A 22590-nucleotide genomic window follows, 5' to 3' on the forward strand; every position below is an offset into this window, starting at 1 on the left:
CTATTCCTCAAGTATCTTAACTTTTGAGCCGTCACCAATTTTAGTCATACCTTCGGTAACGACTAAGTCACCTGCTTTAATATCGTCAGAGATAATTTCAATTAGACCTTCTGTACGTGTACCGATTTTTACATATAATTGTTTTATCGTATAACCGTCTATTTTATAAATAAAATTACCTTGATTATTTCGTTGAATACAACTTTCAGGAACGGTTAGGTTTTTATGAGGGTTAATTATAAGCGTAACATCTACAAAGCTATTATGCAGGATTTTTGTACCCATAGGTAAAATAATTTTAGCTGTTAAAGTACCATTATCTGATAAGTAATGCGATACTGCCTCGATTGTACTTTTAATTTTTCCTGCAATTAAAACTTCAGTATCGACGCCAACTTTTCCGCTTAAAGACTCCGGCAATTCAATAAAAATACTTTGTGAGTTTTCTGTTCCGGTAATGCTAAAGAGATAGTCACCTATTTTTACTTCATCGCCGACCATAGACTTAATTACGCCTATTTTACCAGAGTAGGGTGCAGTAATTATCATATCATTATATGTTTTTAGAGCTTTGGAATAATTAAATTTTGCATCTTCAAATTCGCTTTTTGACCTTTTATATTCCTCGTTGCTGACAAATTTTTTAGCGAATAAAGCTTCTTTTCTATTATAATCTTCTTGTTTTGTATTTAATAACGATGCTGCTCTAGATTTAGTGGTTTCTGCTATGTTTTTATCTATAACTAGCAATATATCCCCTTTTTTTACTATTTCTCCTTGATGTGCTGAGACTTGTTCAACTACTCCGGTGGCATTGGCATAATAATCACGACTATTATTATTCTGGCATTGCCCTACAATATTAAATATGTCGTAAAGCTCGGCAATTTGTACTTTAGTTGCTTTTATTCCTGTAATTTTTTCTTCTTCCTTTTTACTTGCCATAGTAGAAAGCGAGATAAGTAAGGTAAAAAGAACAATAAGTTTTGCAGACATCATATTATACTCTAAGGTGAATAGGTGTCATCATAGTAGTTTGCCCACGGCATCTAGGAAAAGCAACTAAAAGTGTATGTTGTTGTAACATTTTTAGCTGGATACTGTGGACAAGCTACTAGATGACAAAGTATGCTTTTTAAGTTCCTCATCCGTTAACCATTTATATTCTTTTTCTAGAATTTCAAATCTAATTTTTTCTAATTGTGCATCAAGAACAGGTTCAGGAACGATAGCAGCACCGGTAAACTCAAATCCTTGATAGTTAATTTTTAGTTTCTTACAAATTTCTTGTAATGATAATAAATTTTCTTCTATATCATCGATAAATATTATTGATTGTGGATAATAATTTGTTTTTCGTAATACATACTCAAGCATGCTTCCTTTATCATATTCCGCAGTGTAAATTATTCCGTCTTGTAATGTAGGTTTACCGTAACCGGCATTAAAATCTTCTATTATTATCTTATCTTCTAAAGGTGAAAATTCTTGAAAATTTACCTTTAATTCAGTGAGTTCACGCATTCTCCATTCGATCATATCTTCAATTACGCCGAATTTACCGGTAGGAAGTTTAGTAAGACCCATTGTCGGTACATTTTTTTCCGTAAGTAGAGCAAATATCGTTAAGATATCTGGATTAACAAATCTAGCTTTCCTATCTTTAAGAACAATACTAAGTAATAATTCACATTCTTTTCTAGTAAGTCTTTTTTCAATGTTCTTCATTAATTCTTTTCTATAATTATGTGTTAACCTAGATTCATCACTATCCATTACAATTACTTCATCTACATCAAAAAGCACCAAGCTAGTATTATCGGCTTGTTTTACTGCTTCTATAACTTCTTTAAAATCATGAACTTTATTTATTTTGCTATACATATTTATTGTTTATTTAATATTACTTAAGAGTCTAATTACTTCTTCTAAGGAATTTGTCATTACCTTTAAATCTTCTTCTCTAGATAAATTATGGTGACCGTCTTTAATTAGCTTCATTACTATTTGTTTGCTCGTTATTTTTTCTAATAATTTTACTGAAACATTATAAGGCACGTCTTCATCTAACATCCCATGAATTAGATGTACCGGTATCTTTATATCAATCTGTTTCTTTGTCAATAATAAATGTTTTTTTGCATCTTCTATCAGTTTATAGCTTATAGGATATTTATGCTCACAATTTTTACCGCTTACTTCTAGTATTCCCTCTTTTTGCATCTTATTTTGATCATTTAGAGATATATTTTGCCAAATATTTTCAGTACAATCTGGAGCAGGGGCTACACACACAAGTCCCTTTATTTTATCAGGAAATCTTAAAGCCGCAAGAAGTGCTAGCCATCCTCCTATGCTCGAACCTACTAATATCGCCTCCGTATTAATTAATTTGTCTAAAATTAGTGATACTCCTTCTAACCAATCACTAATTGTTTGATCCTTAAATTGTCCTGATGCGTTTCCATGGCCGAAATTATCAAAAACAATAAAATTATAATTGTTTTTTTTACAATAATCTATTAAATAGATAGCCTTAGTTGATTGCATACTAGACATCAAGCCGTGTAAAAAAATTACAGATGGAATATTTGTATTAATTATTCTATAATTATCATAGACAATAAATTTGTCTTGTGTTTTATTATAAAGCTTGTGCATTTTAAATAATTATTTTAATAGATTGAGATTTAATGCCTTCATTAAAGTCAAGTAAACGATACAATAAATATACTATTTTGCAAGTAGTGCCTGCTCTAGTTTCAGGAGGGGTTGAGAGAGGTACTATAGAAGTTGCAAATATCTTAAAATTCTTGGTCATACTCCTATCATAATTTCAGCAGGCGGTACTCTAGTTAAAGAGTTAGATAAGGAAGATATATTGCATATTGAAATGAATAGTAACAGTAAAAATCCTTTTGTAATTCTGAATAATGCAAAATTGATAGCAGAAATAATCAAAAAATATAATGTTGATATAGTTCATACAAGATCAAGAGCACCGGCATGGAGTTCATATCTAGCAACAAAATGGACAAATGCTAAATTTTTGACTACCTTTCATGGGGTTTATAATATTCCGAATAGTTTTAAAAAATATTATAATAGCATAATGTTAAAAGGCAAGAAAGTTGTTGCCGTGTCTAATTTTGTAAAACAACACTTGCTCGAAAACTATAAAATTGATGAAGATAAAATAGTAGTAATTGAGCGTGGAGTGAATTGTGATTATTTCGATCCCGCAAATTTAACGTCGGAAAAACTTGAAAAATGTTGTGATAAATATGATGTACCGAGTAACGTGCCGATAATATTAATGCCTTCTAGAATGACAAGTTGGAAAGGACATCTTGTTCTAGTAGAAGCATTAAGTAAATTAAAACATAGAGACTTTTATTGTTTAATGGTCGGTGATATATCTAGACATCCCAATTTTACTAATAGAGTAAAAGAGCTTATAGCTAATCTAAAACTTCAAAATAAAATTCAAATTTTCGGTAATGATTCGGATATAATAAACCTATATGGGATTTCCGATATTATCATTTCTGCCTCAATCGAGCCTGAAGCTTTCGGGCGTACTATTATAGAAGGGCAGGCGATGGAGAAGCTTGTTATTGCAACTAATATCGGCGGGGCAGTAGAGACAATAAATAATAATATAACCGGTTTCCACGTAGAACCAAATAATGCCGAAGCGTTAGCACAGAAAATCGATTATTGTTTCTCGATTTTAGGTACTGATATTGCTAAGAAAATCCAAGAAGCGGCAAGACATACGGTAATTAATCATTTCTCTCTTGATCTGATGCTAAGAAAAAACCTTGAAATCTATAAAGAAATCTTAAAAAATTCCCATAATTGAACATCTAGATTTAGTATATATTCATAATAAATGAAAAGTAGTCAAGTATATAGGGTTGAATAGAATAGCTATTCTCCTAATAATTTTATTTCAGCATACAAATCTTCAAGATTTATATACTGATCATAAAAATTATTATAGTTATGAGATTTACCATCATAATGCACTACAAGCATTAAAGTTTCCGGTAAAAATTCTTTTAAAGTTTGTTGTGCATTTTCTATAGATATTTTATCAAGATTAGCAAATACCTCGTCTCAAATTAATATTTTAGGGTTTGAAATTATAGCTTTAATGATTCCAATTTTTTTCTTTTGACTTGCCACTTGGTGCATTTATTACATCATAATTTTTATCACTTAAGTGCGTAATTAATGTACCTAGATCTAATTTTATAAATAGTGTGTTAATTTTTTCTTCTAATAATTGCTTATTACTTTTAATTATTGATTGATCAAGGCCGGAGGTTATTATTTCAAATAAAGTAGATTAAATCGGTATGTAACTATTCTGATCAATAAATATTATTTTTGGATTTTGATAATGGGTAGGTATGGCAATTTCACCAACGCTATGGCATGGATCAGCAATACAATTGACTAAACTCTTTAAAAAAGTAGTGTTGCCTTTTCCTAAGGAAGCTGAAAGAAGATCATGTGCTCATAGTTTGAATACTAATTTTTCAAAACTCAAAATAGTGCTTTCTTCTATAATTAGGTTATAATCAGCAATTACAAGTTCATCGTTTGTATCATTAGTAGACCATGTTATTCCTTTTTTATTCTCAGAAGAAATTGCCTCTATTAATTTTATAATTCTCGCTTGTGATATAACTGCTCCACTAAAGATTATTTTTCATGAGGAACTTGTTAAGAATGATTTTAAGGTTTCAAGCCAAGGATTAAGTAGTAGAGCTTGCTCAGTCGTAATCTCTCCATTTTTTACTTTATAAATATAGTAAAGTGATTGAATTTATCGGAGATATCTAGTACAGTAGTTATAGTATTTTTTGTGCTATCTAAAAACAACATTTTCTTTGATATTTCTTTTTTAGCTTTAAGTTGCTTGGCATATTGATTTTGTACAAATTGAGCAGAATCAGTTAACAAGATATTTGAAGTATTAGAGGATATATTTCTTACTATAGAAGCTTTATTTTCGTTAATTTTCTCTGTTTCTTGCCTGTAAGAAATATCCAGTTGATATAATATATTTAAAAATCCTTGCTTAATATTTTCAAACGCATTAAATATAATAGCTCCTGGAACTAAATTCATTATATCTTGCAATGCAATAAGCTGTATAATTTTTTGAGTGGTTAAATTCCCTAATTGTAAAATTCCAATAGTGAAAGTATTATTAAGAAGATTTTACTTTTATATTCCTCGTTTAGTAACAGTTCTAAAGTTTTTTGTTCGATTAAATCTTGAGTATTTTGTGTTAAAGAAGCTTTATATGATTGGAATAGTGTGCTGATTATATTTTTTCCACACCATAAAATACTGATTTTTGCTCCTTGAGAAACAAGAGGTCCTATAGCAGCATTAGGGTCCTGTATGAGTATGTATTGCCATCATTTCCGGTATAGTTAATAAAACTACTATTTATGTATGCTTCAATTAAATCTAAAATCCTTGGGTTTACATCTTTAATTTCATTTTTTGAATCATTTTTAAAATTGTTAGAAAGTATATTAGGATCAATTACCCTAATATTAGGAGTTAAGTTTATCTGAATTTCTTGTAAATTTTCCTGATAATTTAAGAAATCAGTCCCATAATATGCTAAGCCTACTATTGCAGCTGTAGAAGTTAAATAAATTGGTACTGAATAATTAGGAAAAGTTGTGATAAGATTTGTTGTAGTAATAGGGTAGATTAAACTTCCTTTAAATGTGGCAGAAGTAAGATAATGTTTCTGAAAATATCCTTCGGTTATTAAGATTTCATCAGCAAGAGTTGCCGAAACAAAAAGACTGCTTCCTGTTGTCCCATTTACAATAAAACCAGTTATACCTCTAATTATTAAATGCGTTCCATATGCTAACTTCTTGGAAAAGGTAGAATCAGTATTATTTTTATTAAAAATAGATATCGTTATTGTGAGCGGGCGTTGTTGTGTGTATCGAAAAAGGCACTTGATGTTATACCGTGGTTTGACCACGGTATCCAAAAACAGCTGAAAAAATGATCCACGCAGCAATACCTTTCGAACGATTGAAAGTAGCGTGGCACCTCCATAAAAATAATAAAAAAATGCTAAAAATTAGCATTTTTATACTTCCTTGCTTCGTCAAAAATTACAGTTTTTTCTTAGCTCAGACGTTAAATTCTTAACTAATCTATCTTTAATAAACGCTACTGAATTAGGTGATAAGTTGTATTATAGTATAAAGAAAAAATGTAGGTGTAGGGAAGAAAGTAAAAAGGCAGATAAATAAAACCTGCCTTTTTATAATTATTAACGGGAATATAACTCGATTACTAAATGCACTTCTGCTTCAAAAGGATATGGAACATCAGAAAGAGCAGGAACTCTTAAATATTTACCGGTTAATGAAGGTACATCAAATGATAAATACCCCGGTGTTGTTTGACCTGGTTTTGAAACGGATTCTTGGATAAGCGGTATTTGTTTTACGGATTCTTTAACTTCTATAACATCGCCTGCCTTTAGTCGTATGCTTACGATATCGGTTTTCTTACCGTTTAATTTAATATGTCCGTGTGAAACTAACTGTCTTGCAGCAAAAATAGTTGGAGCTATATTCATTCTATAGACTACAGTATCAAGTCTACTTTCAAGTAACCCAATGAAATTTTCACCGGTATTACCTTTCATTTTTTGAGCAAGTGCAAAAATATTTCTAAATTGTTTTTCAGTGACACGACCGTAGTGGCATTTCAATCTTTGCTTAGCTTTTAAATGTAAACCATAATCTGAAGTTTTAATCATGGTATTCTGCCCATGTTGCCCGGGACGATAATTTCGTGTATTGAAAGCATCCTTGCTATCACCCCATAGACTTACTCCAAGTCTTCTACTAGCTTTATATTTAGAACGAACAATTTTTGTCACTGATAATATCCTTAACTTATTATTTATTATTTGAATTACAAAAAAATATATACATTTCTTGCATCAAAGTCAATCATTGATTTTTAACCTAAAATTTTTTATATTTAATTAAAAAATATTTCATATGAGTTCTTTAGTAAGACCAATCAATTTAGGTAAAATCAATCATTCACAAAGTACTGTTAAAGACTATATTTTACTTATGAAACCGCGTGTAATGTCGCTTGTGATTTTTACGGGTTTTGTAGGTATGTGGCTTGCTCCTTATTCCGTGCATCCGTTTATTGCGGGTATTGCAGTTGTTTGCATAGCTCTTGGGGCAGGTAGTGCAGGGGCAATTAATATGTGGTACGATAGAGACATCGATAGCTTAATGAAACGTACCCAAAAAAGACCGATAGTAAGAGGAGTTATAGAATCTGATGAAGCTTTATCTTTTGGTTTGATAACGGGATTTTTTGCAGTATTTTTTATGGCTTTATGTGTTAATCTACTTGCATCCTTTTTACTGCTATTCACTATTTTTTATTATATATGTATTTATACTATCTGGTTAAAGCGTCGTTCTATACAAAATATCGTTATTGGTGGAGTATCGGGAGCCTTACCTCCTGTGATAGGTTATGCAGCGGTAAGCAATACTATATCTCTAGAGTCGATTATATTATTTTTGATTATTTTTATTTGGACGCCGCCGCATTCATGGGCTCTTGCTTTATTCTGTAACGATGACTATAAAAACTGTAAAGTACCGATGATGCCTGCAGTAAAAGGGACTTTATATACTAAAAAACAAATTCTAATTTACAGTATTCTTTTATTTATTGTTTCGCTAATGCCTTTTTTTATTGGAATGAATAATTTTATATATTTAATAATTTCTGGTATTCTTGGGGTAGTATTTCTATATTATGCCGGTTCTTTATTCTATGACACCCCTGATAACAAACAAGCTAAACGATTTTTTGTCTATTCGATATTTTACTTGTTTTGTATATTTTTACTTTTGTACTCAACTAACACTATATCCACTATTAGCTGAGAGATAAATAGTGTTGGGTTACTTTTATGGAAGATAAAATTGAAACCCAATTTAAAGAAACATATCATAAGTGTATTTTCATGCAAGTGATTTTTTATTTATAACTGTAGTTTTTAAATTTTATGCTTTTGTTTCGTAATTTTGATAAGTAGGAAGAGTTAGAATATATATCGTATTTTATTCCATGGGAGCAACCTGTCATGCAACACACTCCATCGTTGGAGAAAACTACTCTTAATACCGGCTTTATAACGTACCGCCTTGCCTCCATATTCTCTTACTTTATTTTCCTGTATAATTTGGTTGCCAAATTAAAGCTTCACTCTCTAATCTATTTGGGGCAATATTTCTTTCATGCTGCTTATCGTTATGCGTTAAAAATATGCATTCCGCTTTTATAAACGGTTTATATTGGTTATTTATGTATTGAGCTAAATCTTCAAATAACTTTGCATATTCGGTAAGCCAGCCTTCATAAGCAATAATAGGAGCAAAGTTTAGATGAACTGCGTAACCTGCTTCAATAAAAATATTCACCGCTTTTATTCTCTCGATAATTGGACTCGTTTTTGGCTCTAATATCTCACTCATTCTTGCCGGCATCAAACTAAATCTAATCCTTATTTTGTTTTCATGATTAAAATTAAGTAATTTAGGATTGACATATTTAGTAGCAAAAGTTGCTTTAGCACGTGGATCTTCTTTAAAGAAATTAAATATCTTTAACCAATTAGTGTGTTTCCAATGCAAACGTACATCGGTAGAACAACCTATATCATATGTCCAATATTTAGAATTTGTTTGATTGGAAATTTTAGTCGGTAAATTTGCTATATGTTTATCCAATACGTCAAGTATTTGATCTATATTTTCATTGATATATAATGTCTCATAGTTATGACGCATAACATAACAATAACTATTGCTGCAACCTCCGGCACAGCCATACATGAAGTTAGGCGTTATGTAATCAGCTGATCTTCCATTAGGACATACGTGCAAAGCTTTCGTATTTTGTACTATTTTCTTAATCATACGATTTTAAATTAAAGTTTATTTAAAATACTTACTTAGCTTTACAAACTTCAGATTTATTTACTTACATTGAAATTGTAGTTATAAATTATTAATTACAAATATATCATAAGTTATGGAAAAACCAAGCTATCTAAATTTTGATAATAAAAGTTATAAATGGAAAAATGATATTGAGTATCGTAAATGTCCGGAAAGCGATAGAGTAGGTAAAGGTGAGCAAGGAGTATGCATTTGTCAACCATATAAAAATGAAATTTTGCCTTATTGGAAGTTTAAAACTTCTGAAATTGCTAAAGAAAGTAGTGAAAAAATATCTCGATCTTCATAACAGATATCCAATATCAAGAAGAAAAAGACAATCTACAAAAATTCATTGAAACTGATCCTGAAGAACTTTCAAATTTTATTGAAACTTATGATAAAACTGAAAAATATAACAATAGAGAAGCTGAAATTTTTCATAGTTTAAGTTCTATTTTAATGGAAAAACAACAAGATAATGCAATTAAATCATTAAAGAAAGCTATTGAACTAGATCCAAGTAAAGCATACTATCACGAAGAGTTTTTTAATAAATTACATAAAATAAATCCGGAGGAAGCACTCGCTTCTATCAAAAGAGCTATAGGGTTAAATCCAAATAGAAAATCATTATATGAAGCCCTTATTATTTTGCTGAAAAAGGCAAATTATGATGAAGAAGCAGCAAAAATTACTCAAGTAATTCCAGATTTCCCTAAAAACATATCTAATTTGGTATTAGATACTGAGGAAATAAAGGATGTGTATCCAATTAGGTTTGGCACAGGAATAACTGTATCAAAACGTGGGTATTTATGAGTTTTGCACTGTCATCTAGTTTGCTTGCTAACTAAGTCTAGAAAAAATAACTTCAACATTGTTACTACACTATATTATATGTTGTGCTGGATGATGACATAGAGAGGAATAATAAGTCACACAACACCCGTGACGGTCACATTAAAACAGTTTCTTCAATCCTTTTTGTAGAAGCTTATTCACAGGATCTGCTTGTTGTTTTTCCTGCAGAGGGCTGCTTTGTTCCTCTGTATTTGTATCCTTTTTCTTTCTGAGACCCAAAGCATCTTTAATAATATTTTCAGGTTTCTTCTCTCCGCTTTTTAAGTCTTTAATAACGCTATTAAATACGTTTTTAACTAAATATGTTTGAAAGGCTTGAACGTCTAATTTATGCTGCGGATTATTTATGAATCCGTATAATTTAACGGCTATAGGCGGTAAATCCGCAATAGTAACACTTGCACTAACATCCATCATATATTGTGGTAAGTTAATTTGACCTCTTGCATTTGTTGTGGCAGGTGAAGCATCTAAACTACATTCATTTAAATTAAGCTTGCCTTGCGTTATATTTCCGCTGGCAATTAAATTTTTAAAAGATGTGGATCCGCCACTAAAGGAGCTGCTAATAAGTCGCAATACTCCTTCGGTATTTTTAGCATTATTTACCGCATCTGCGATTCGGTTTAAATCAAATCCGCTTATTTCCCCGTTATCGCTATTTACGTTAAATTGTCCATTTAGATTATTAACATATGTATAAACGCTATTACCGCGAGAAGTAAGATCGGCTTTAAAGCTTAGTCGCCCATCAGTTATTTTTATTTTATCCGATTGCGGAGTGAAACTTTTGAGATAGGCATTTTTTAAATCGATTTTAATTGCAGCGTTTTGATCTTTGGCTGAACTCACATAACCGGTGCTACTTAGTTCGCCACCGTAAATGCTTGCATTAACTGAAGTAATATTCAGCGTGCCGCCAGTGATATTTAATTTTGCTTTTAAATTATTTATGATTAATGAGTCGTTAGTTAATTTATCAATATTTGCGGATAATTGCCCTTCAATTTCATTTAAAAAACCTAAATTAATAGGATTATTTGACCAACGAGAATTATTTTTATCTGTAGGTATGTTTTGAGTAGCAGGACTATTAGTTTTATTTGGAGCAGGAGTAGGACTATTACTTGTAAGAATTTTATCCAAATTAACTAACGGACTATATAAGTTAAGATTAAAATTGGGCTTCTGAGTTGCTAAATTAATATCTCCTTTAATAGATATATTAGTATTAAAAGCGGATATTTTATTATTAATATGGAAAGTATCTTTAATTTTTTGCACTCCTCCGTTTAACTGCAATACTCCAATCTTACTTAAATTACTTACTCCCATAAGAGACATAAACGACTCAAAATTATTAATTTTTAGATTGTGCGAAATAGTTATATCTTGTGCTAAATTTTTAAGCTCAATATTTCCCGTTAGATTACTATTGGCAGCCGATAAATTAATATTTTGTAATTTTATTGCTTGAGAATTACTAATTACATTAGAAGTAAGTATAAGTTTTTGGTTAATAATAGACGGTAATTTATCGGTCTTTAGTTTTAGAGCATCAAGTATAGGTTTTAAACTATCAGCTTGTAGAATAATATTTGTCTTATCTAAATTAGAGCTAATTTCGGTTATAATGTTACCGGGATTGATAATAATATTTGATTTTAGGTTATTACGCTCTATATCATAATTTGCATTTGCTAGTAATTCTATATTTGGATAATTAAGTCTAGCATCTTTAATAGCTATATTTTTACTATCGGCAGTAATTGCTGTAGTTAGCTCGTAGTCATTTTGTAAATCAGCAGGCATACCTAAAGTTTTAGTATTACCTTTAATATTTGCGTTACCTATGAACGAATTATTTTTGCTATCAAATTTTCCTTTGATTTTAATTTTTTCACTGGCAAGATTAATATTGGCACTTAATGGAATTATTTTACCGATTTCTTCAATATTTCCGTCTATATTAATTTGCTGTTCCAAAGCCTTTAAAGTTAAAGTCAAATCTATAGGACCTTTAAGGCTTTTAATTTTAGTCTCTAAGTTAATATCGTTAAATATTTTCTCACTGTTTTTTGCTATATATATTACTTTGCCGTCTATAATTTTAAAATGACTAATCAAAATAGGAAGTGCTAATTCAGTTTTAGTATTGGTAGATTCTACAGGGCTAATTTCATTTGTTTTGGATGCATTATTAGGTGTAGAAAATTGCCAATTTTTTTGTCCATTACTTAAAACTTCTAGATTTATAATCAGTTTTTGCAGTTCTATAGAAGCTACTTCAATTGCTCCTCTAAAAAGAGGAAAAAGTCGCAATGACGCTTTAGCACCTTCAATGGAAACTAGATGAGGTTCTTTTGTACCGTTTATTGATGATAATTTAATTTCTGATAGTGATATTGCGGGATTCGGTAGTAAAGCTAATTTTATGTCGCCGTTAATAGTTAAATCTCTATTTGTAGCCTCTTTAACTTTATCTATTACTATTCCTTTATAATGATTTAAAGGAATAAAGAAAGGAATAACAATTAATAATAATATTATACTTATAAATATAATAAGTGAGTATTTTAAAGTTTTAGGCATAGAGCTTAATCTTCTATTTATATACATATATTAATTATAGTATTTAAGGATTAATTGTCAATTTTATATAATTTACTCAATTAAGGATTGAAATAATTATATTCTATGTCATTCCCACGAGGCGTTGTTGCGTGGACCGGTAAAACCCACTGTGTCACCCCGTGGCTTGACCATGGGGGCCATAAAAACAATAAATACTAATAAATTTAGTATTTTTAACTGGATCCCGTGGTCACCACGCCACGGGATGAGACAGTGGTGAATAAGAATCGTAGGGTACTATAAAGAAATTGAAAACTACGGTAAATTATTCAAGCTTCTCTTTGATAATTTAAAATCACATAATCTTTAGTTATAATAGGAAAAAATTCTTTATTGAAAGGTAATAATTCGGTTGTTTGATCTGAAAATTCTATTTCAATTATGTCACCGGCACCAAAGTTAAGAATATTTTTAATTTTGCCTATTTCTTTATGATCTTGGTTTAATACCGGTAAATGAGTTAAATCCGCTATATAAAATTCATCTTCTTCTAGTTTCGGTAAACTTGCTCTTAAGCAAAATATTTTATAACCTTTTAAATTTTCAGCTTCATTTCGAGTAGCTATATCATTAAATGTACAAATTAATTCTCCTTTGGCATTTTGGCTAATTAGCTTAATATGTATATTTGCTTCTGACTCATTTACTAAATTTCTTTCAAGTATTTTTGTAGCAGGGTCGGTAAAAGATTTTAACATTACATGACCTTTAATTCCATGACATGATTTTATTACACCGACTAAAATTAAATTTTCTAAAGAATTCATTAATTTGCCTTTAAATTTTGATAATTATATATAATAATATATTTAAAAACTTTTTTACAGACATGATAAAAAAAATAGCTGCTGGCGTCATAATTTGTTTCTCATTATTGTTATTTATAATGTTTGGTGCATTATCGTTTGTTAACTATAATTCGGTTACTAATAATTTTACCAGTCATTTAGGAATTGCGAAAGAAAATATCGGCAAAATAAAGATGAATAAATTTCCTTTGTCCTATTTAGTTATTGAGACGATAAGAGAAGAAGGAAAGTTAGATTTAGAGCAGATTAAAATTCATTTTTCGTTGTGGTCGCTTATAAAATTTAATCCTAAAATTAATAAAATAGATATATTAGATGCTAAATTTTATTCACATTCTCATGTATTAAATATTTATAATCATGAAGAGTTAATAAAGAATTTCTTTAAATATAAATTACAAAATATAAATCTAAATGTTACTAATCTAAGTATTATTAATAAACAAGATTATTCTATTTTAAATTTTAATAATTGTATATTAAAAAAAGAAAATGCTTTATCGTCTAATTACATATTTAAAACTACAAGTAACTATATAGGTAAAATTTCAGGTTCAATTAATAAACATGACGATATAGTAGATTTTAGTCTTAATATTGATAATAATGATTATGGTTTTAAGTTATCGCAAATTTACAAAGATTCTAAGCTTACTAGCGGTAGTGGTGAATATCAGATTAAAAATTTAGCATCGGTAGTGTATAATATATTACCGGATTTAAATCATCTTTTTAATAAATTTAATCAACATGAGGCAGTAAACGTTAAATTTAATATTTCAAATAATGAAGATGAAATAGAGCTAAAAGACATAGTAATAGCATCGTCTTTTATTATTGGTCATGGATTTGTTAACATTGCTAAAAATGATAATATTACTACTAATGTAAAACTAGATTTTCCTAAAATAGATTTAAGTTCGTTAATTTCTCCAAATGCAGAGGTAACATTTAATACTTCTTCTTCAAATATTAGATTTATTTTTGCCGATAAATTACTTAAAGCAGACGTGGCAATTAACGAAATAATTTTAAGTAATAATGAAGCACTAGAAAAAATAGTCTTTTCTTCTAACTTATCAAAGGGTACTTTAAAGATAAATGAATTTTCAGGTAATATTAAATCAGGTGGAGAATTTAAGCTTACAGGTAATGTAACACAGAATGCCGTTAGAAGTATGTTTGATGGACAGCTATATTTAAAGCACAACGATATAAATTCGTTACTGAATATTTTAGGATTTAACGACGTTACTATTAAAGAAGCTATTCCTTTTAGCTTGTCATCGGATTTAAAACTCACTTTAATAGATTTATTTTTTAAAAATTTATTACTCAAAACAGATAATTTAAATTTATCAGGAATTTTTCTAGTAAATTTATTGCTCAAACACCTCGTTTAAACGCTACGCTTAATATATCTTCGCTTGACTTAAGCAGTAGAACGTATCCAATAATTTCGCCGCTTATCGAATTTACAAAAAATTTAACTAAAGATATGAAAGCTCTAGATTATCCAAGTAAATTCATCCCTATTAGAACAATAGGATATTTAGCTCATTTAGATATTCTGATAGATAGCGTTAAGTATAACGATCATGTATTTGACAAAATGAATTTGCTTGCTAAAATCTTACCAGCTAATATAAAAATTAGTAATTTAGATTTTAAAACTGCTAACAGCTATTTATCAACTAGCTGGAACTTAGATGCATCGAGTGTATTACCTTCTTTGACCGTAGAAATTAAGGACGGTAATCTTACGACTGATTTATTATCACCGGCAGGAATGCTTAATTTAAGAAATAAATTAATAAATGATTATAGTTTAGATAAAGCTACCTTACAAGTTTCTGGTACATTGTCGACATTATTACAAAATGATTTAATATTGAAAAATGTTAAATTTTATGTAGCAAATAATAATAATTTATTACAATTTAATAATATTGAAGCAGAATTATTAGGCGGTAAGCTTCAAGGTAACGGCAATATTTTATTAAAACCTTATGCTATAAATTTCGTATATGCTTTAAATGCAATAGACTTAAACAAAGTTTCAGCTCTTATGCCTAAAATATTTACTGCAAGTGGTGGAAGAATAAGTATAAGCGGTAGTTTAGGAACTAACGGTAACACTCTTCAAAGCCAGCTATATAACCTGACTACAAAATCACAATTTGCTATAAACAATATAGATGTTAATAATTTTGCAATTGATTCTTTTATAGAAAAAATTGATACAGCTGATTATAAGGTACAAAATTTAGATAAAGATATAAATAGTGCTATAACCACAGGACAAGAAAATATTAGAGGTATAAGCGGTGATATTGAACTGCAAAAAGGTATTGTCCTTTTAAAGAAAGTAAAATTTGCAACACAATATAGTAGCGGTGCGGCCTCTTTTGCAGTTAATATATATAATTTTGATATGGATGCATCTAGCATTTTATCATTTTACGTGCCGGCAAGGCTTGTTAAGTTAAATACCTCAAATACAAGTTCTGATAAAGATAGCTTGGCACATCTTAATATAAAAATGCAAGGGAGTATTTTTGCTCCTAAGAAAACTTTTGATAGTAGTGAGCTAAAAAAATTACTTATACCCCAAACAACTGAAGACACAACCACTACAGATAACCATTAAAAAATAAAAATAAATGACTAATACTAAAACTTTAGAAGCAAATATTAGCTTTGAAGAAGCTTTAAAAGAGCTTGAGGAAATTGTTAAAAAAATAGATAACGGACAAGAGAGTCTAGAGACGGCAGTTAATAGCTTTGAAAGAGGTATTTTACTTAAGAATCATTGTGAGAAAAAACTAAAAGAAGCTCGGTTAAAAATTGAAAAAATTACTAAACTTGCTGATTCTACAGTAGTCTTAGAAGAGACGGAAGTGTAGTGTTGACATAAAGCATACATTGTACTAACATCATAAGATGACAAAGAAATGTAATTATAGCTTTTCTGCTGAAAAAAATTATAAGTTAATAAGTAAGCGCAAGGTAAGTTTTGAAGAAATAATATCAGTTATAGAAAGTAATTGTTTATTGGATATAATAGAACATCCAAATCCTAATAAATATTCAAAGCAAAAAATGTATATAATTAAATTTAATGAATACGCCTATTTAATGCCTTTTATTATTGAAGTTGATGGAACAGTTTTTTTAAAGACTATTATTCCACGTCGCAAAGCTACTCAGAAATATCTAAAAATAGGAAAAAGTAATGAGAAATAAAGAGAATATATCAAATATAATACTAGATGCTGAAGAAAACGCATTGCTGGAGTCTTTTGAAAATGATGAATGGCAAAGAATTAAAAATTTTGAACAAGAGAAACATATAGCACAAGTGGTAGCAGCTAATTATTTAAAAAAAGATACTCGAATAAATATTCGTATTTCTAGTAGTGATTTAATGAGAATAAAACAAAAAGCTGCTTATGAGGGATTACCTTATCAAACTCTTATTTCTAGTATATTACATAAATATTCAGCAGGACATGGTTAATAATACCTATGTAATCATATAATTGACTTTATCTATACCGTTCCTAATATTGTTTTGATGAGTTTTTGTTCTGGATGTTTATATTTAACAAAATACATTATTCCTAATAATTTTCAAAAAGAAGAGCTTGGAAGTTTTGGTGGGTTTTTATCGGGTGTAGTTGGTAGTATGTATGCGGTATCAACCGGTTTTGTATTAATTTATTTACTCGGTAATTTTAATAAAGCACAAGAAGGGGTGGCAGCAGAATCTATAGTGTTGATAAGGCTTGCAGATAGTGTAGGTTGGCTTCCTCATGAAATGAGACCTAAAATTTATCTAGATATTAAAAATTATACCAAAGGTGTAATGTAGCGTGAATGGCAATTAATGAAAGACGGCAAGCAAATCGGTCATGAAGCTCTTAGTGTCCTCCAAGATATTAATAAGAGACTACAAGCTTATAAAACAAGCGAGCAAATTCAGCTATTGACTAAGCAGGAAATCATCATTGAGTAGATAAAAGAGCTTTATACAGTAAGGTATAACAGAAATGTCCTATTTTCCCTTAAATATTCAATATTGGATAGTTGTATGTATAATAACTGCTATTAATGTAATTTTTGTCTGTATGCTTGGCACCAAGCTTTATTTACATAAGATTTCGGTTGGTTTAGTTTGTATCACTTCATCATCAATGCTTTTGTTATTATTTATATTAGACAAACCTTTTCGAGGTCCTTTCGCCGTAAATCAATATGACCTTATTAAGGCTATACATTATATTGAGAGATTAAATTAGTGATATCTGTAACAACATAACGCCATAATTTATCCATGCCTTTAGTAATACCTATACGAGCAGTAGTAGAGTAGGGTAGCTTTAAGCCGATATCACCGACAAAAAATTCGTTGTTATTTATAAGATCGCATTTATTATGAGAAATATTAATTCCTAAATATTTGCATAATTTACCCGGACCGTTGAGGTATAGATTTTCAGGCGCAATAACATGTACGCCTCTTATTAAGGTCGCAGCAGGGAAGCCTTTAGCTTCGGTTACGAAATTTAAACAATAATACATTCCGTAAATTAAATAGACATAGCTAAAGCCTGCAGGACCAAACATTATATCCGTTCTTTTTGTTCGCCCTCTTGCTGCATGGCAAGCAGGATCATTCTGCCCTATATAGCTTTCAGTTTCAGTAATGATAGCTGTTTTACCTTGGAAATAAAGAGCTTTACCGATTAACTCAGTGCTTACTACATTAGTATCTCTTGCAAAAAATTCACGAGGTAAAGGGATTAGTTTATTCATGTTTTTGAAAAAAATATTTAAATTCTTATGCCATTTTGTAGGAGTGAAGTTAGTAATTTCATATTCAGCTATATTATTTATATAAAAAGGATCTTCTCTTATATCTTTAAGCTGACTTAGTTTTTCTATATTAGCTAAAATAATACCGCCAATTCTTGGATGTATAGGACCTAATAAAATACCCTTTATCATACATGTATCTAAACATTTTCTATGTTCCGTAATAAATTTTTCAACAGAAGAAAGGTCTAAGCCTAAGGTATATTTAAGGTTTACAATAAACATAATTTATATTTTTTTATTAAGTGTTTTAGAATTTTTTATAGAGATTGGAACGGTATCATATCCGTCGTCGCAAAACGGTTGACATTTGATGATTCTTTTAAAGGTAAGCCACAAGCCTTTTATGCTGCCGTACATTGATATAGCTTCTTTGGCATATTCAGAACAAGTGGGGTGAAACCGGCAATTATTGCCAAGTAGTGGAGAAATGAAATATTGATAAAATCTAAGTAATAATAATAAGATTCTAGTCATTTTGAAGCTTGTCTATTATTTTTCCCATTTTTTTTTGAGTTAGATCTTCATAATAATCGTCATTAATCTGTACGACCGGAGCGTTAACGCATGCTCCCAAACATTCTATCTCGCTTAAAGTAAATTTTTGATCTTCAGTAGTTTCTTTGAGTTTTACACCTAATTTCTTTTCACAAATTTTCATTATATCATCACTACCACGCAGCCAGCAAGGAGTAGTAGTACATACTTGGATATGATATTTACCAACTCGCTTTAAGTTAAACATAGTATAAAATGTTGCAACCTCATAAGCCCGTATATAAGGCATTGCTAACATATTTGCGACATATTCGATAGCAGGAACAGGTAGCCAGCCGCCGTTTTGACGTTGTGCTAGATCAAGCAGCGGAAGTATTGCACTTCTTTTTCCATGCGGTGGATATTTTTTTATAATCTCTTCTGCTAGATTTAAATTTTTCTTATCAAATGTAAAATTTGTAATTTTTGTATTCATATATATATTTTTAGTATGGTATAGTTTTATGTCATTCCTGCGCAAGCAGGAATCCATAGAACTATTTAATTAAATCTTTCCATTCAGGATTAGTTTTTTCTATCAGTTCTATTTTCCCACTACGTTGCCATTTTTTCAAGTTTTTTTCTCTTGTAAGTGCTTCTCGAATATCAGTAAATTCTTCTTTATAAACAAGCTTTATAATATTATATTTTGCGGTAAAACCTTTTATTATTGTTTGTTTATGTTCATAAGCACGACGTATTATATTATTAGTAATACCAATATATAAAGTACCATGCTTATTGGAGCATAATATATATACCCAATACATTTTTTGTTTTTTAGTTTTATGGATTCCTGTTTTCGTGGGAATGACAGAGCAACGCAAGTACAAGCCCACGGCATGACAAATATATTACCTATCTATCTCACCAAATACTATATCAAGCGTTGCAATAATAGTAATAACATCTGCCATTAAATGACCTTTAGACATAAAATCTAGTCCTTGCAAATGAGCAAAGCCGGGTGCTTTAATACGACATCTATAAGGTCTATTACCTCCTTGCGAGTATAAATATACACCAAATTCGCCTTTAGGGGCTTCTACGGCTTTATAGGTCTCGCCGGCTGGGACGTCATATCCTTCCGTATAGAGCTTAAAATGATGAATCATTGCTTCCATAGATTCTTTCATTTTGGCTCTTGTCGGTGGTGTTAATTTAGGATCATCGGTTTTAACTGCACCTTTCGGCATTTTTTCTATACATTGCTTGATTATCTTGATTGATTCGTACATTTCAAGCATACGAACGAAATATCTGTCGTAACAATCACCGTTTTTGCCGATTGGTACTTTAAAGTCCATTTCATCGTAAACGTCATAAGGGTTTGACTTGCGTAAATCCCAAGCTATACCCGAACCTCTAAGCATTGGTCCTGAAAACCCCCAGTCCATTGCCTCTTTTTGAGACGCAACGCCGATATCTACTAAACGTTGTTTCCATAATCTATTTTCATTTAGTAGACTTTCAATATCGTGAAGTTTAGGAGGAAACTGTTCTATAAACTTATCTATATCCTCAAGTAAACCTTCTGGTAAATCTGCTGCAACCCCGCCTGGTCTAAAGTAGTTTGAATGCATACGAGAGCCGGAAACATGCTCGTAAAATTCCATGATCTTTTCTCGCTCTTCAAAGAGCCATAATAAAGGAGTAGTAGCACCGATATCTAAAGCTTGGCTGCCAATATTCAAAGTATGGTTCAAAATTCTTGTTAGCTCTGAGAATAGTACCCTGATAAATTTAGCTCTTCGTGGGACTTCGCATTCTAATAACGACTCGACAGCTAAAGCAAATGCATGTTCCTGACACATCGGCGAAACATAATCAAGACGATCAAAATATGGTATAGCCTGCAAATATGTTTTATGCTCAATAAGCTTTTCCGTACCACGATGAAGTAACCCAATATGAGGGTCGGCATTATTTACTACTTCCCCGTCCATCTCAAGGATTAACCTTAAAACTCCGTGAGTTGCCGGATGCTGTGGACCAAGGTTTAGAGTTATAGTTTTGGTGTTGTTAGTCATAGTATTTTTCCTACTGTCACCTAGTTCGCTTGACCACGGGGTCCAGTCTTTTTTATTTTTTCTGGATCCCGCGATCAAGTCACAGGATGTTCATTTTATTTCTGGATTCCTGATTTCGCAGGAATGACATCGGTTGCCTTCTCATCACCTGGCAATACATAACTCGGGCTATGCCAGTGCGAGCTAAAATCAAAATCACGATATTCTATGTCTAAATCGACCGGTTCATAAGCTACTTTCTTTAGCTTCTCATCATATTTAACTTGTGTATAGCCTGTTAACGGGAAATCTTTACGTAATGGATGCCCCTCAAATTCGTAATCGGTTAGTATGCGTCTTTTATCGTCATTACCCTCGAAATTTACCCCGTACATATCATAAACTTCACGCTCATACCAACAAGCGGCACTAAATATATTCATTGCTGAAGGTATAGTTTCTTTTTCAGATATATATACTTTTATTATAAGACGCTTATTTAATTTTAAGCTTAATAAATTATATACTACTTCAAACCTTTTATAGTCAATTGATTTGGACTTGCCTACATTGTCGCTCGTCGCTTTCCTATTAGTTATAGGCTTCGCGTCTTGCTCCTTGTGGCCAAGCCCAACTGAATTGACTACGTTATTCTGAGGAAAATCAGCTCCAAATAAATCAGTAAGTAAAGTGAAGCGTAATTCTTCCGATTCTTTTAGAACTTTTAAAAACGGCAATAAAAAATTCGGCTCGATTTTATAAGCTAGGTAATCTTTAACCGTGATTGGAGTTATTAAAATGCTAGATTTAGCTGCAAGTCTTTCAATGAGTTTGTCTAGCGTCATACTTAAAACCTGTAGTGCGTTTAATTTTTTTCTGTAACTGCATAAGCCCGTAAATTAATGCTTCAGCGGTAGGAGGGCAGCCAGGGACATATACGTCAACCGGTACGATTCTATCACAGCCACGCACTACCGAATAGGAAAAGTGGTAATAGCCGCCGCCATTGGCACAGCTACCCATTGAAAGCACCCATTTAGGTTCAGCCATCTGATCATATAATTTACGTAGAGCCGGTGCCATTTTGTTAGTAAGCGTTCCTGCAACTATCATAAGGTCGGACTGTCTTGGACTTGGTCTAAATAACATACCGAAGCGATCCATATCATATCTACTTGCTGCTGCCTGCATCATCTCAACAGCACAACAAGCAAGCCCAAAAGTCATAGGCCATAAGGAATTAGCTCTCGCCCAGCCTATAACGTCATCAACTTTAGTGAGTAAGAATCCTCTATTAGAAAGCTCATTACTTAATAATTCGTCTTCTTGATAAAAATTATTTTTCATATTACTACCAGTCTAAAGCTCCTTTCTTCCATTCATATATGAACCCGATAATAAGTACGAATAAGAAAAACATCATTGAGAAAAAGCCTATTTTACCTATCGTATTAAGACTAATAGCCCAAGGCACTAAAAATGCAATTTCAAGATCAAAGATAATAAATAAAATAGCAACTAAGTAAAAACGTATGTCAAATTTTGCTCTTGCATCGCTAAAAGGCTCAAAACCGCACTCATAAGGTTCTAGCTTATCTTTATTATATTTTTTTGTCGATAATAGGTTAGGTAGAATCATTATTAAACCGGAAACCAATATCGCAATACCGAAAAATATAGCAATCGGTAGATATTCTTGTAAAAGTTCTGAGTTTTGTAGCATATGTTTTTTATTATATTGTTCCGTCATTGCGAGAAGAATTGCACAGTAATGCGACGAAGCAATCTCAGGATATTTGATGAGATTGCCACGCAGCC

General features: G+C 30.9%; 24 protein-coding genes and 3 pseudogenes. 9 read left to right on the plus strand and 18 right to left on the minus strand.

Going from position 1 to position 22590, the window contains the following annotated elements; genetic code table 11:
* The 3 genes from RAT170B_RS01850 to RAT170B_RS01860 form a co-directional block, all read right to left on the minus strand.
* The gene (locus RAT170B_RS01850) at positions 1-999 is read right to left on the minus strand and encodes an efflux RND transporter periplasmic adaptor subunit (protein WP_186786264.1); all 999 of its coding nucleotides are present in this window, start codon (positions 997-999) and stop codon (positions 1-3) included.
* Positions 1000-1089: 90 nt separating this feature from the next.
* Complete coding sequence (locus tag RAT170B_RS01855) at positions 1090-1884, minus strand: DUF2608 domain-containing protein (protein ID WP_045805452.1); 795 nt, start codon at positions 1882-1884, stop codon at positions 1090-1092.
* A gap of 9 nt (positions 1885-1893) precedes the next feature.
* Positions 1894-2661, minus strand: a complete 768-nt coding sequence (locus tag RAT170B_RS01860) for an alpha/beta hydrolase (protein WP_014014163.1) — start codon at positions 2659-2661, stop codon at positions 1894-1896.
* Between the two features lie 32 nt (positions 2662-2693).
* Between RAT170B_RS01860 and RAT170B_RS01865 the strand changes: the two are divergent.
* A pseudogene (locus tag RAT170B_RS01865) lies at positions 2694-3865 on the plus strand (glycosyltransferase family 4 protein).
* A 68-nt stretch (positions 3866-3933) separates the two neighbouring features.
* On the opposite strand, the gene RAT170B_RS01870 reads toward RAT170B_RS01865, so the two are convergent.
* From RAT170B_RS01870 to rpsD, 4 genes are all read right to left on the minus strand, one after another.
* Positions 3934-4041 (minus strand): hypothetical protein, encoded by a 108-nt coding sequence (locus tag RAT170B_RS01870; RefSeq protein WP_045805453.1) that lies wholly within the window; start codon positions 4039-4041, stop codon positions 3934-3936.
* Positions 4042-4806: 765 nt separating this feature from the next.
* Positions 4807-5142, minus strand: a complete 336-nt coding sequence (locus RAT170B_RS11105) for a hypothetical protein (RefSeq protein ID WP_014014166.1) — start codon at positions 5140-5142, stop codon at positions 4807-4809.
* A gap of 256 nt (positions 5143-5398) precedes the next feature.
* The gene (locus RAT170B_RS09570) at positions 5399-6037 is read right to left on the minus strand and encodes a hypothetical protein (protein ID WP_045805454.1); all 639 of its coding nucleotides are present in this window, start codon (positions 6035-6037) and stop codon (positions 5399-5401) included.
* A 288-nt stretch (positions 6038-6325) separates the two neighbouring features.
* Positions 6326-6943, minus strand: a complete 618-nt coding sequence (gene rpsD, locus RAT170B_RS01885) for a 30S ribosomal protein S4 (RefSeq protein WP_045805455.1) — start codon at positions 6941-6943, stop codon at positions 6326-6328.
* Positions 6944-7067: 124 nt separating this feature from the next.
* Here rpsD and cyoE point away from each other — a divergent pair, with 124 nt between their 5' ends.
* Positions 7068-7985 carry a heme o synthase gene (gene cyoE / locus RAT170B_RS01890; protein ID WP_014120700.1) on the plus strand — a complete coding sequence of 306 codons (918 nt, stop codon included), beginning with the start codon at positions 7068-7070 and terminating at the stop codon, positions 7983-7985.
* Positions 7986-8267: 282 nt separating this feature from the next.
* On the opposite strand, the gene RAT170B_RS01895 is transcribed toward cyoE, so the two are convergent.
* Positions 8268-9020, minus strand: a complete 753-nt coding sequence (locus RAT170B_RS01895; RefSeq protein WP_045805456.1) for an SPL family radical SAM protein — start codon at positions 9018-9020, stop codon at positions 8268-8270.
* Between the two features lie 115 nt (positions 9021-9135).
* On the opposite strand from RAT170B_RS01895, the gene RAT170B_RS01900 reads away from it, so the two are divergent.
* Together RAT170B_RS01900 and RAT170B_RS01905 are read left to right on the plus strand one after the other, a co-directional pair.
* The gene (locus tag RAT170B_RS01900; RefSeq protein WP_045805457.1) at positions 9136-9351 is read left to right on the plus strand and encodes a DUF4385 family protein; all 216 of its coding nucleotides are present in this window, start codon (positions 9136-9138) and stop codon (positions 9349-9351) included.
* Positions 9352-9503: 152 nt separating this feature from the next.
* Complete coding sequence (locus RAT170B_RS01905; protein WP_045805458.1) at positions 9504-9863, plus strand: hypothetical protein; 360 nt, start codon at positions 9504-9506, stop codon at positions 9861-9863.
* Positions 9864-10004: 141 nt separating this feature from the next.
* On the opposite strand, the gene RAT170B_RS01910 is transcribed toward RAT170B_RS01905, so the two are convergent.
* Positions 10005-12497 carry an AsmA family protein gene (locus RAT170B_RS01910; protein ID WP_045805524.1) on the minus strand — a complete coding sequence of 831 codons (2493 nt, stop codon included), beginning with the start codon at positions 12495-12497 and terminating at the stop codon, positions 10005-10007.
* Between the two features lie 311 nt (positions 12498-12808).
* On the minus strand, positions 12809-13306 hold the full coding sequence (gene rimM, locus RAT170B_RS01915; protein ID WP_045805459.1) for a ribosome maturation factor RimM: 498 nt from the start codon (positions 13304-13306) through the stop codon (positions 12809-12811).
* 62 nt (positions 13307-13368) lie between these two features.
* Between rimM and RAT170B_RS01920 the strand changes: the two are divergent.
* From RAT170B_RS01920 to RAT170B_RS12040, 5 genes and pseudogenes are all read left to right on the plus strand, one after another.
* Positions 13369-15998, plus strand: a pseudogene (locus RAT170B_RS01920) (AsmA-like C-terminal region-containing protein).
* A gap of 13 nt (positions 15999-16011) precedes the next feature.
* On the plus strand, positions 16012-16254 hold the full coding sequence (locus RAT170B_RS01925; RefSeq protein WP_014014175.1) for an exodeoxyribonuclease VII small subunit: 243 nt from the start codon (positions 16012-16014) through the stop codon (positions 16252-16254).
* A 37-nt stretch (positions 16255-16291) separates the two neighbouring features.
* On the plus strand, positions 16292-16594 hold the full coding sequence (locus RAT170B_RS01930; RefSeq protein WP_045805460.1) for a toxin: 303 nt from the start codon (positions 16292-16294) through the stop codon (positions 16592-16594).
* Complete coding sequence (locus RAT170B_RS01935; protein WP_045805461.1) at positions 16584-16868, plus strand: CopG family antitoxin; 285 nt, start codon at positions 16584-16586, stop codon at positions 16866-16868. Before RAT170B_RS01930 ends, RAT170B_RS01935 begins: the two co-directional genes overlap by 11 nt.
* A gap of 57 nt (positions 16869-16925) precedes the next feature.
* A pseudogene (locus RAT170B_RS12040) lies at positions 16926-17649 on the plus strand (hypothetical protein).
* Here the strand turns inward: RAT170B_RS12040 and RAT170B_RS01945 are convergent.
* From RAT170B_RS01945 to RAT170B_RS01975, 8 genes are all read right to left on the minus strand, one after another.
* Positions 17621-18166 (minus strand): DNA-3-methyladenine glycosylase, encoded by a 546-nt coding sequence (locus RAT170B_RS01945; protein WP_014014177.1) that lies wholly within the window; start codon positions 18164-18166, stop codon positions 17621-17623. The pseudogene RAT170B_RS12040 and the gene RAT170B_RS01945 sit on opposite strands and share 29 nt — an antisense overlap.
* Positions 18167-18454: 288 nt before the next feature.
* Positions 18455-18703, minus strand: a complete 249-nt coding sequence (gene yidD / locus RAT170B_RS08245) for a membrane protein insertion efficiency factor YidD (RefSeq protein ID WP_082068626.1) — start codon at positions 18701-18703, stop codon at positions 18455-18457.
* Positions 18696-19199: an NADH-quinone oxidoreductase subunit NuoE gene (nuoE, locus tag RAT170B_RS01950; protein ID WP_014014179.1), complete on the minus strand. Its 504-nt coding sequence runs from the start codon at positions 19197-19199 to the stop codon at positions 18696-18698. Before nuoE ends, yidD begins: the two co-directional genes overlap by 8 nt.
* Before the next feature lie 61 nt (positions 19200-19260).
* Positions 19261-19533, minus strand: a complete 273-nt coding sequence (locus RAT170B_RS01955) for a GIY-YIG nuclease family protein (protein ID WP_045805462.1) — start codon at positions 19531-19533, stop codon at positions 19261-19263.
* A gap of 84 nt (positions 19534-19617) precedes the next feature.
* Positions 19618-20793 carry an NADH dehydrogenase (quinone) subunit D gene (nuoD, locus tag RAT170B_RS01960; RefSeq protein WP_014014181.1) on the minus strand — a complete coding sequence of 392 codons (1176 nt, stop codon included), beginning with the start codon at positions 20791-20793 and terminating at the stop codon, positions 19618-19620.
* 95 nt (positions 20794-20888) lie between these two features.
* A complete protein-coding gene (locus RAT170B_RS01965; protein WP_014120709.1) occupies positions 20889-21617 on the minus strand; it encodes an NADH-quinone oxidoreductase subunit C in 729 nt (242 codons plus the stop codon).
* The gene (locus RAT170B_RS01970) at positions 21595-22119 is read right to left on the minus strand and encodes a NuoB/complex I 20 kDa subunit family protein (RefSeq protein WP_014014183.1); all 525 of its coding nucleotides are present in this window, start codon (positions 22117-22119) and stop codon (positions 21595-21597) included. The genes RAT170B_RS01965 and RAT170B_RS01970 overlap by 23 nt, the downstream gene beginning before the upstream one ends.
* Before the next feature lie 4 nt (positions 22120-22123).
* Positions 22124-22495 (minus strand): NADH-quinone oxidoreductase subunit A, encoded by a 372-nt coding sequence (locus RAT170B_RS01975; RefSeq protein WP_045805525.1) that lies wholly within the window; start codon positions 22493-22495, stop codon positions 22124-22126.
* Positions 22496-22590: the final 95 nt, after the last annotated feature.

Source organism: Rickettsia argasii T170-B, from assembly GCF_000965185.1.
Taxonomy (GTDB): Bacteria; Pseudomonadota; Alphaproteobacteria; order Rickettsiales; family Rickettsiaceae; genus Rickettsia; species Rickettsia rickettsii.

Bases quoted from the DNA above. Each gene is read 5' to 3' on its own strand.
- yidD (WP_082068626.1), bottom strand. From the start codon at position 18,703: ATGACTAGAATCTTATTATTATTACTTAGATTTTATCAATATTTCATT.
- RAT170B_RS01975 (WP_045805525.1), bottom strand. From the start codon at position 22,495: ATGCTACAAAACTCAGAACTTTTACAAGAATATCTACCGATTGCTATA.
- RAT170B_RS01905 (WP_045805458.1), top strand. From the start codon at position 9,504: ATGGAAAAACAACAAGATAATGCAATTAAATCATTAAAGAAAGCTATT.
- RAT170B_RS01895 (WP_045805456.1), bottom strand. From the start codon at position 9,020: ATGATTAAGAAAATAGTACAAAATACGAAAGCTTTGCACGTATGTCCT.
- cyoE (WP_014120700.1), top strand. From the start codon at position 7,068: ATGAGTTCTTTAGTAAGACCAATCAATTTAGGTAAAATCAATCATTCA.
- nuoD (WP_014014181.1), bottom strand. From the start codon at position 20,793: ATGACTAACAACACCAAAACTATAACTCTAAACCTTGGTCCACAGCAT.
- RAT170B_RS01850 (WP_186786264.1), bottom strand. From the start codon at position 999: ATGATGTCTGCAAAACTTATTGTTCTTTTTACCTTACTTATCTCGCTT.
- RAT170B_RS01900 (WP_045805457.1), top strand. From the start codon at position 9,136: ATGGAAAAACCAAGCTATCTAAATTTTGATAATAAAAGTTATAAATGG.
- RAT170B_RS01910 (WP_045805524.1), bottom strand. From the start codon at position 12,497: ATGCCTAAAACTTTAAAATACTCACTTATTATATTTATAAGTATAATA.
- RAT170B_RS01860 (WP_014014163.1), bottom strand. From the start codon at position 2,661: ATGCACAAGCTTTATAATAAAACACAAGACAAATTTATTGTCTATGAT.
- RAT170B_RS01945 (WP_014014177.1), bottom strand. From the start codon at position 18,166: ATGAATAAACTAATCCCTTTACCTCGTGAATTTTTTGCAAGAGATACT.
- RAT170B_RS01855 (WP_045805452.1), bottom strand. From the start codon at position 1,884: ATGTATAGCAAAATAAATAAAGTTCATGATTTTAAAGAAGTTATAGAA.
- nuoE (WP_014014179.1), bottom strand. From the start codon at position 19,199: ATGAATACAAAAATTACAAATTTTACATTTGATAAGAAAAATTTAAAT.
- RAT170B_RS01870 (WP_045805453.1), bottom strand. From the start codon at position 4,041: ATGCTTGTAGTGCATTATGATGGTAAATCTCATAACTATAATAATTTT.
- RAT170B_RS01955 (WP_045805462.1), bottom strand. From the start codon at position 19,533: ATGTATTGGGTATATATATTATGCTCCAATAAGCATGGTACTTTATAT.
- RAT170B_RS01970 (WP_014014183.1), bottom strand. From the start codon at position 22,119: ATGAAAAATAATTTTTATCAAGAAGACGAATTATTAAGTAATGAGCTT.
- RAT170B_RS01925 (WP_014014175.1), top strand. From the start codon at position 16,012: ATGACTAATACTAAAACTTTAGAAGCAAATATTAGCTTTGAAGAAGCT.
- RAT170B_RS01935 (WP_045805461.1), top strand. From the start codon at position 16,584: ATGAGAAATAAAGAGAATATATCAAATATAATACTAGATGCTGAAGAA.
- rimM (WP_045805459.1), bottom strand. From the start codon at position 13,306: ATGAATTCTTTAGAAAATTTAATTTTAGTCGGTGTAATAAAATCATGT.
- RAT170B_RS01965 (WP_014120709.1), bottom strand. From the start codon at position 21,617: ATGACGCTAGACAAACTCATTGAAAGACTTGCAGCTAAATCTAGCATT.
- RAT170B_RS11105 (WP_014014166.1), bottom strand. From the start codon at position 5,142: ATGAATTTAGTTCCAGGAGCTATTATATTTAATGCGTTTGAAAATATT.
- RAT170B_RS01930 (WP_045805460.1), top strand. From the start codon at position 16,292: ATGACAAAGAAATGTAATTATAGCTTTTCTGCTGAAAAAAATTATAAG.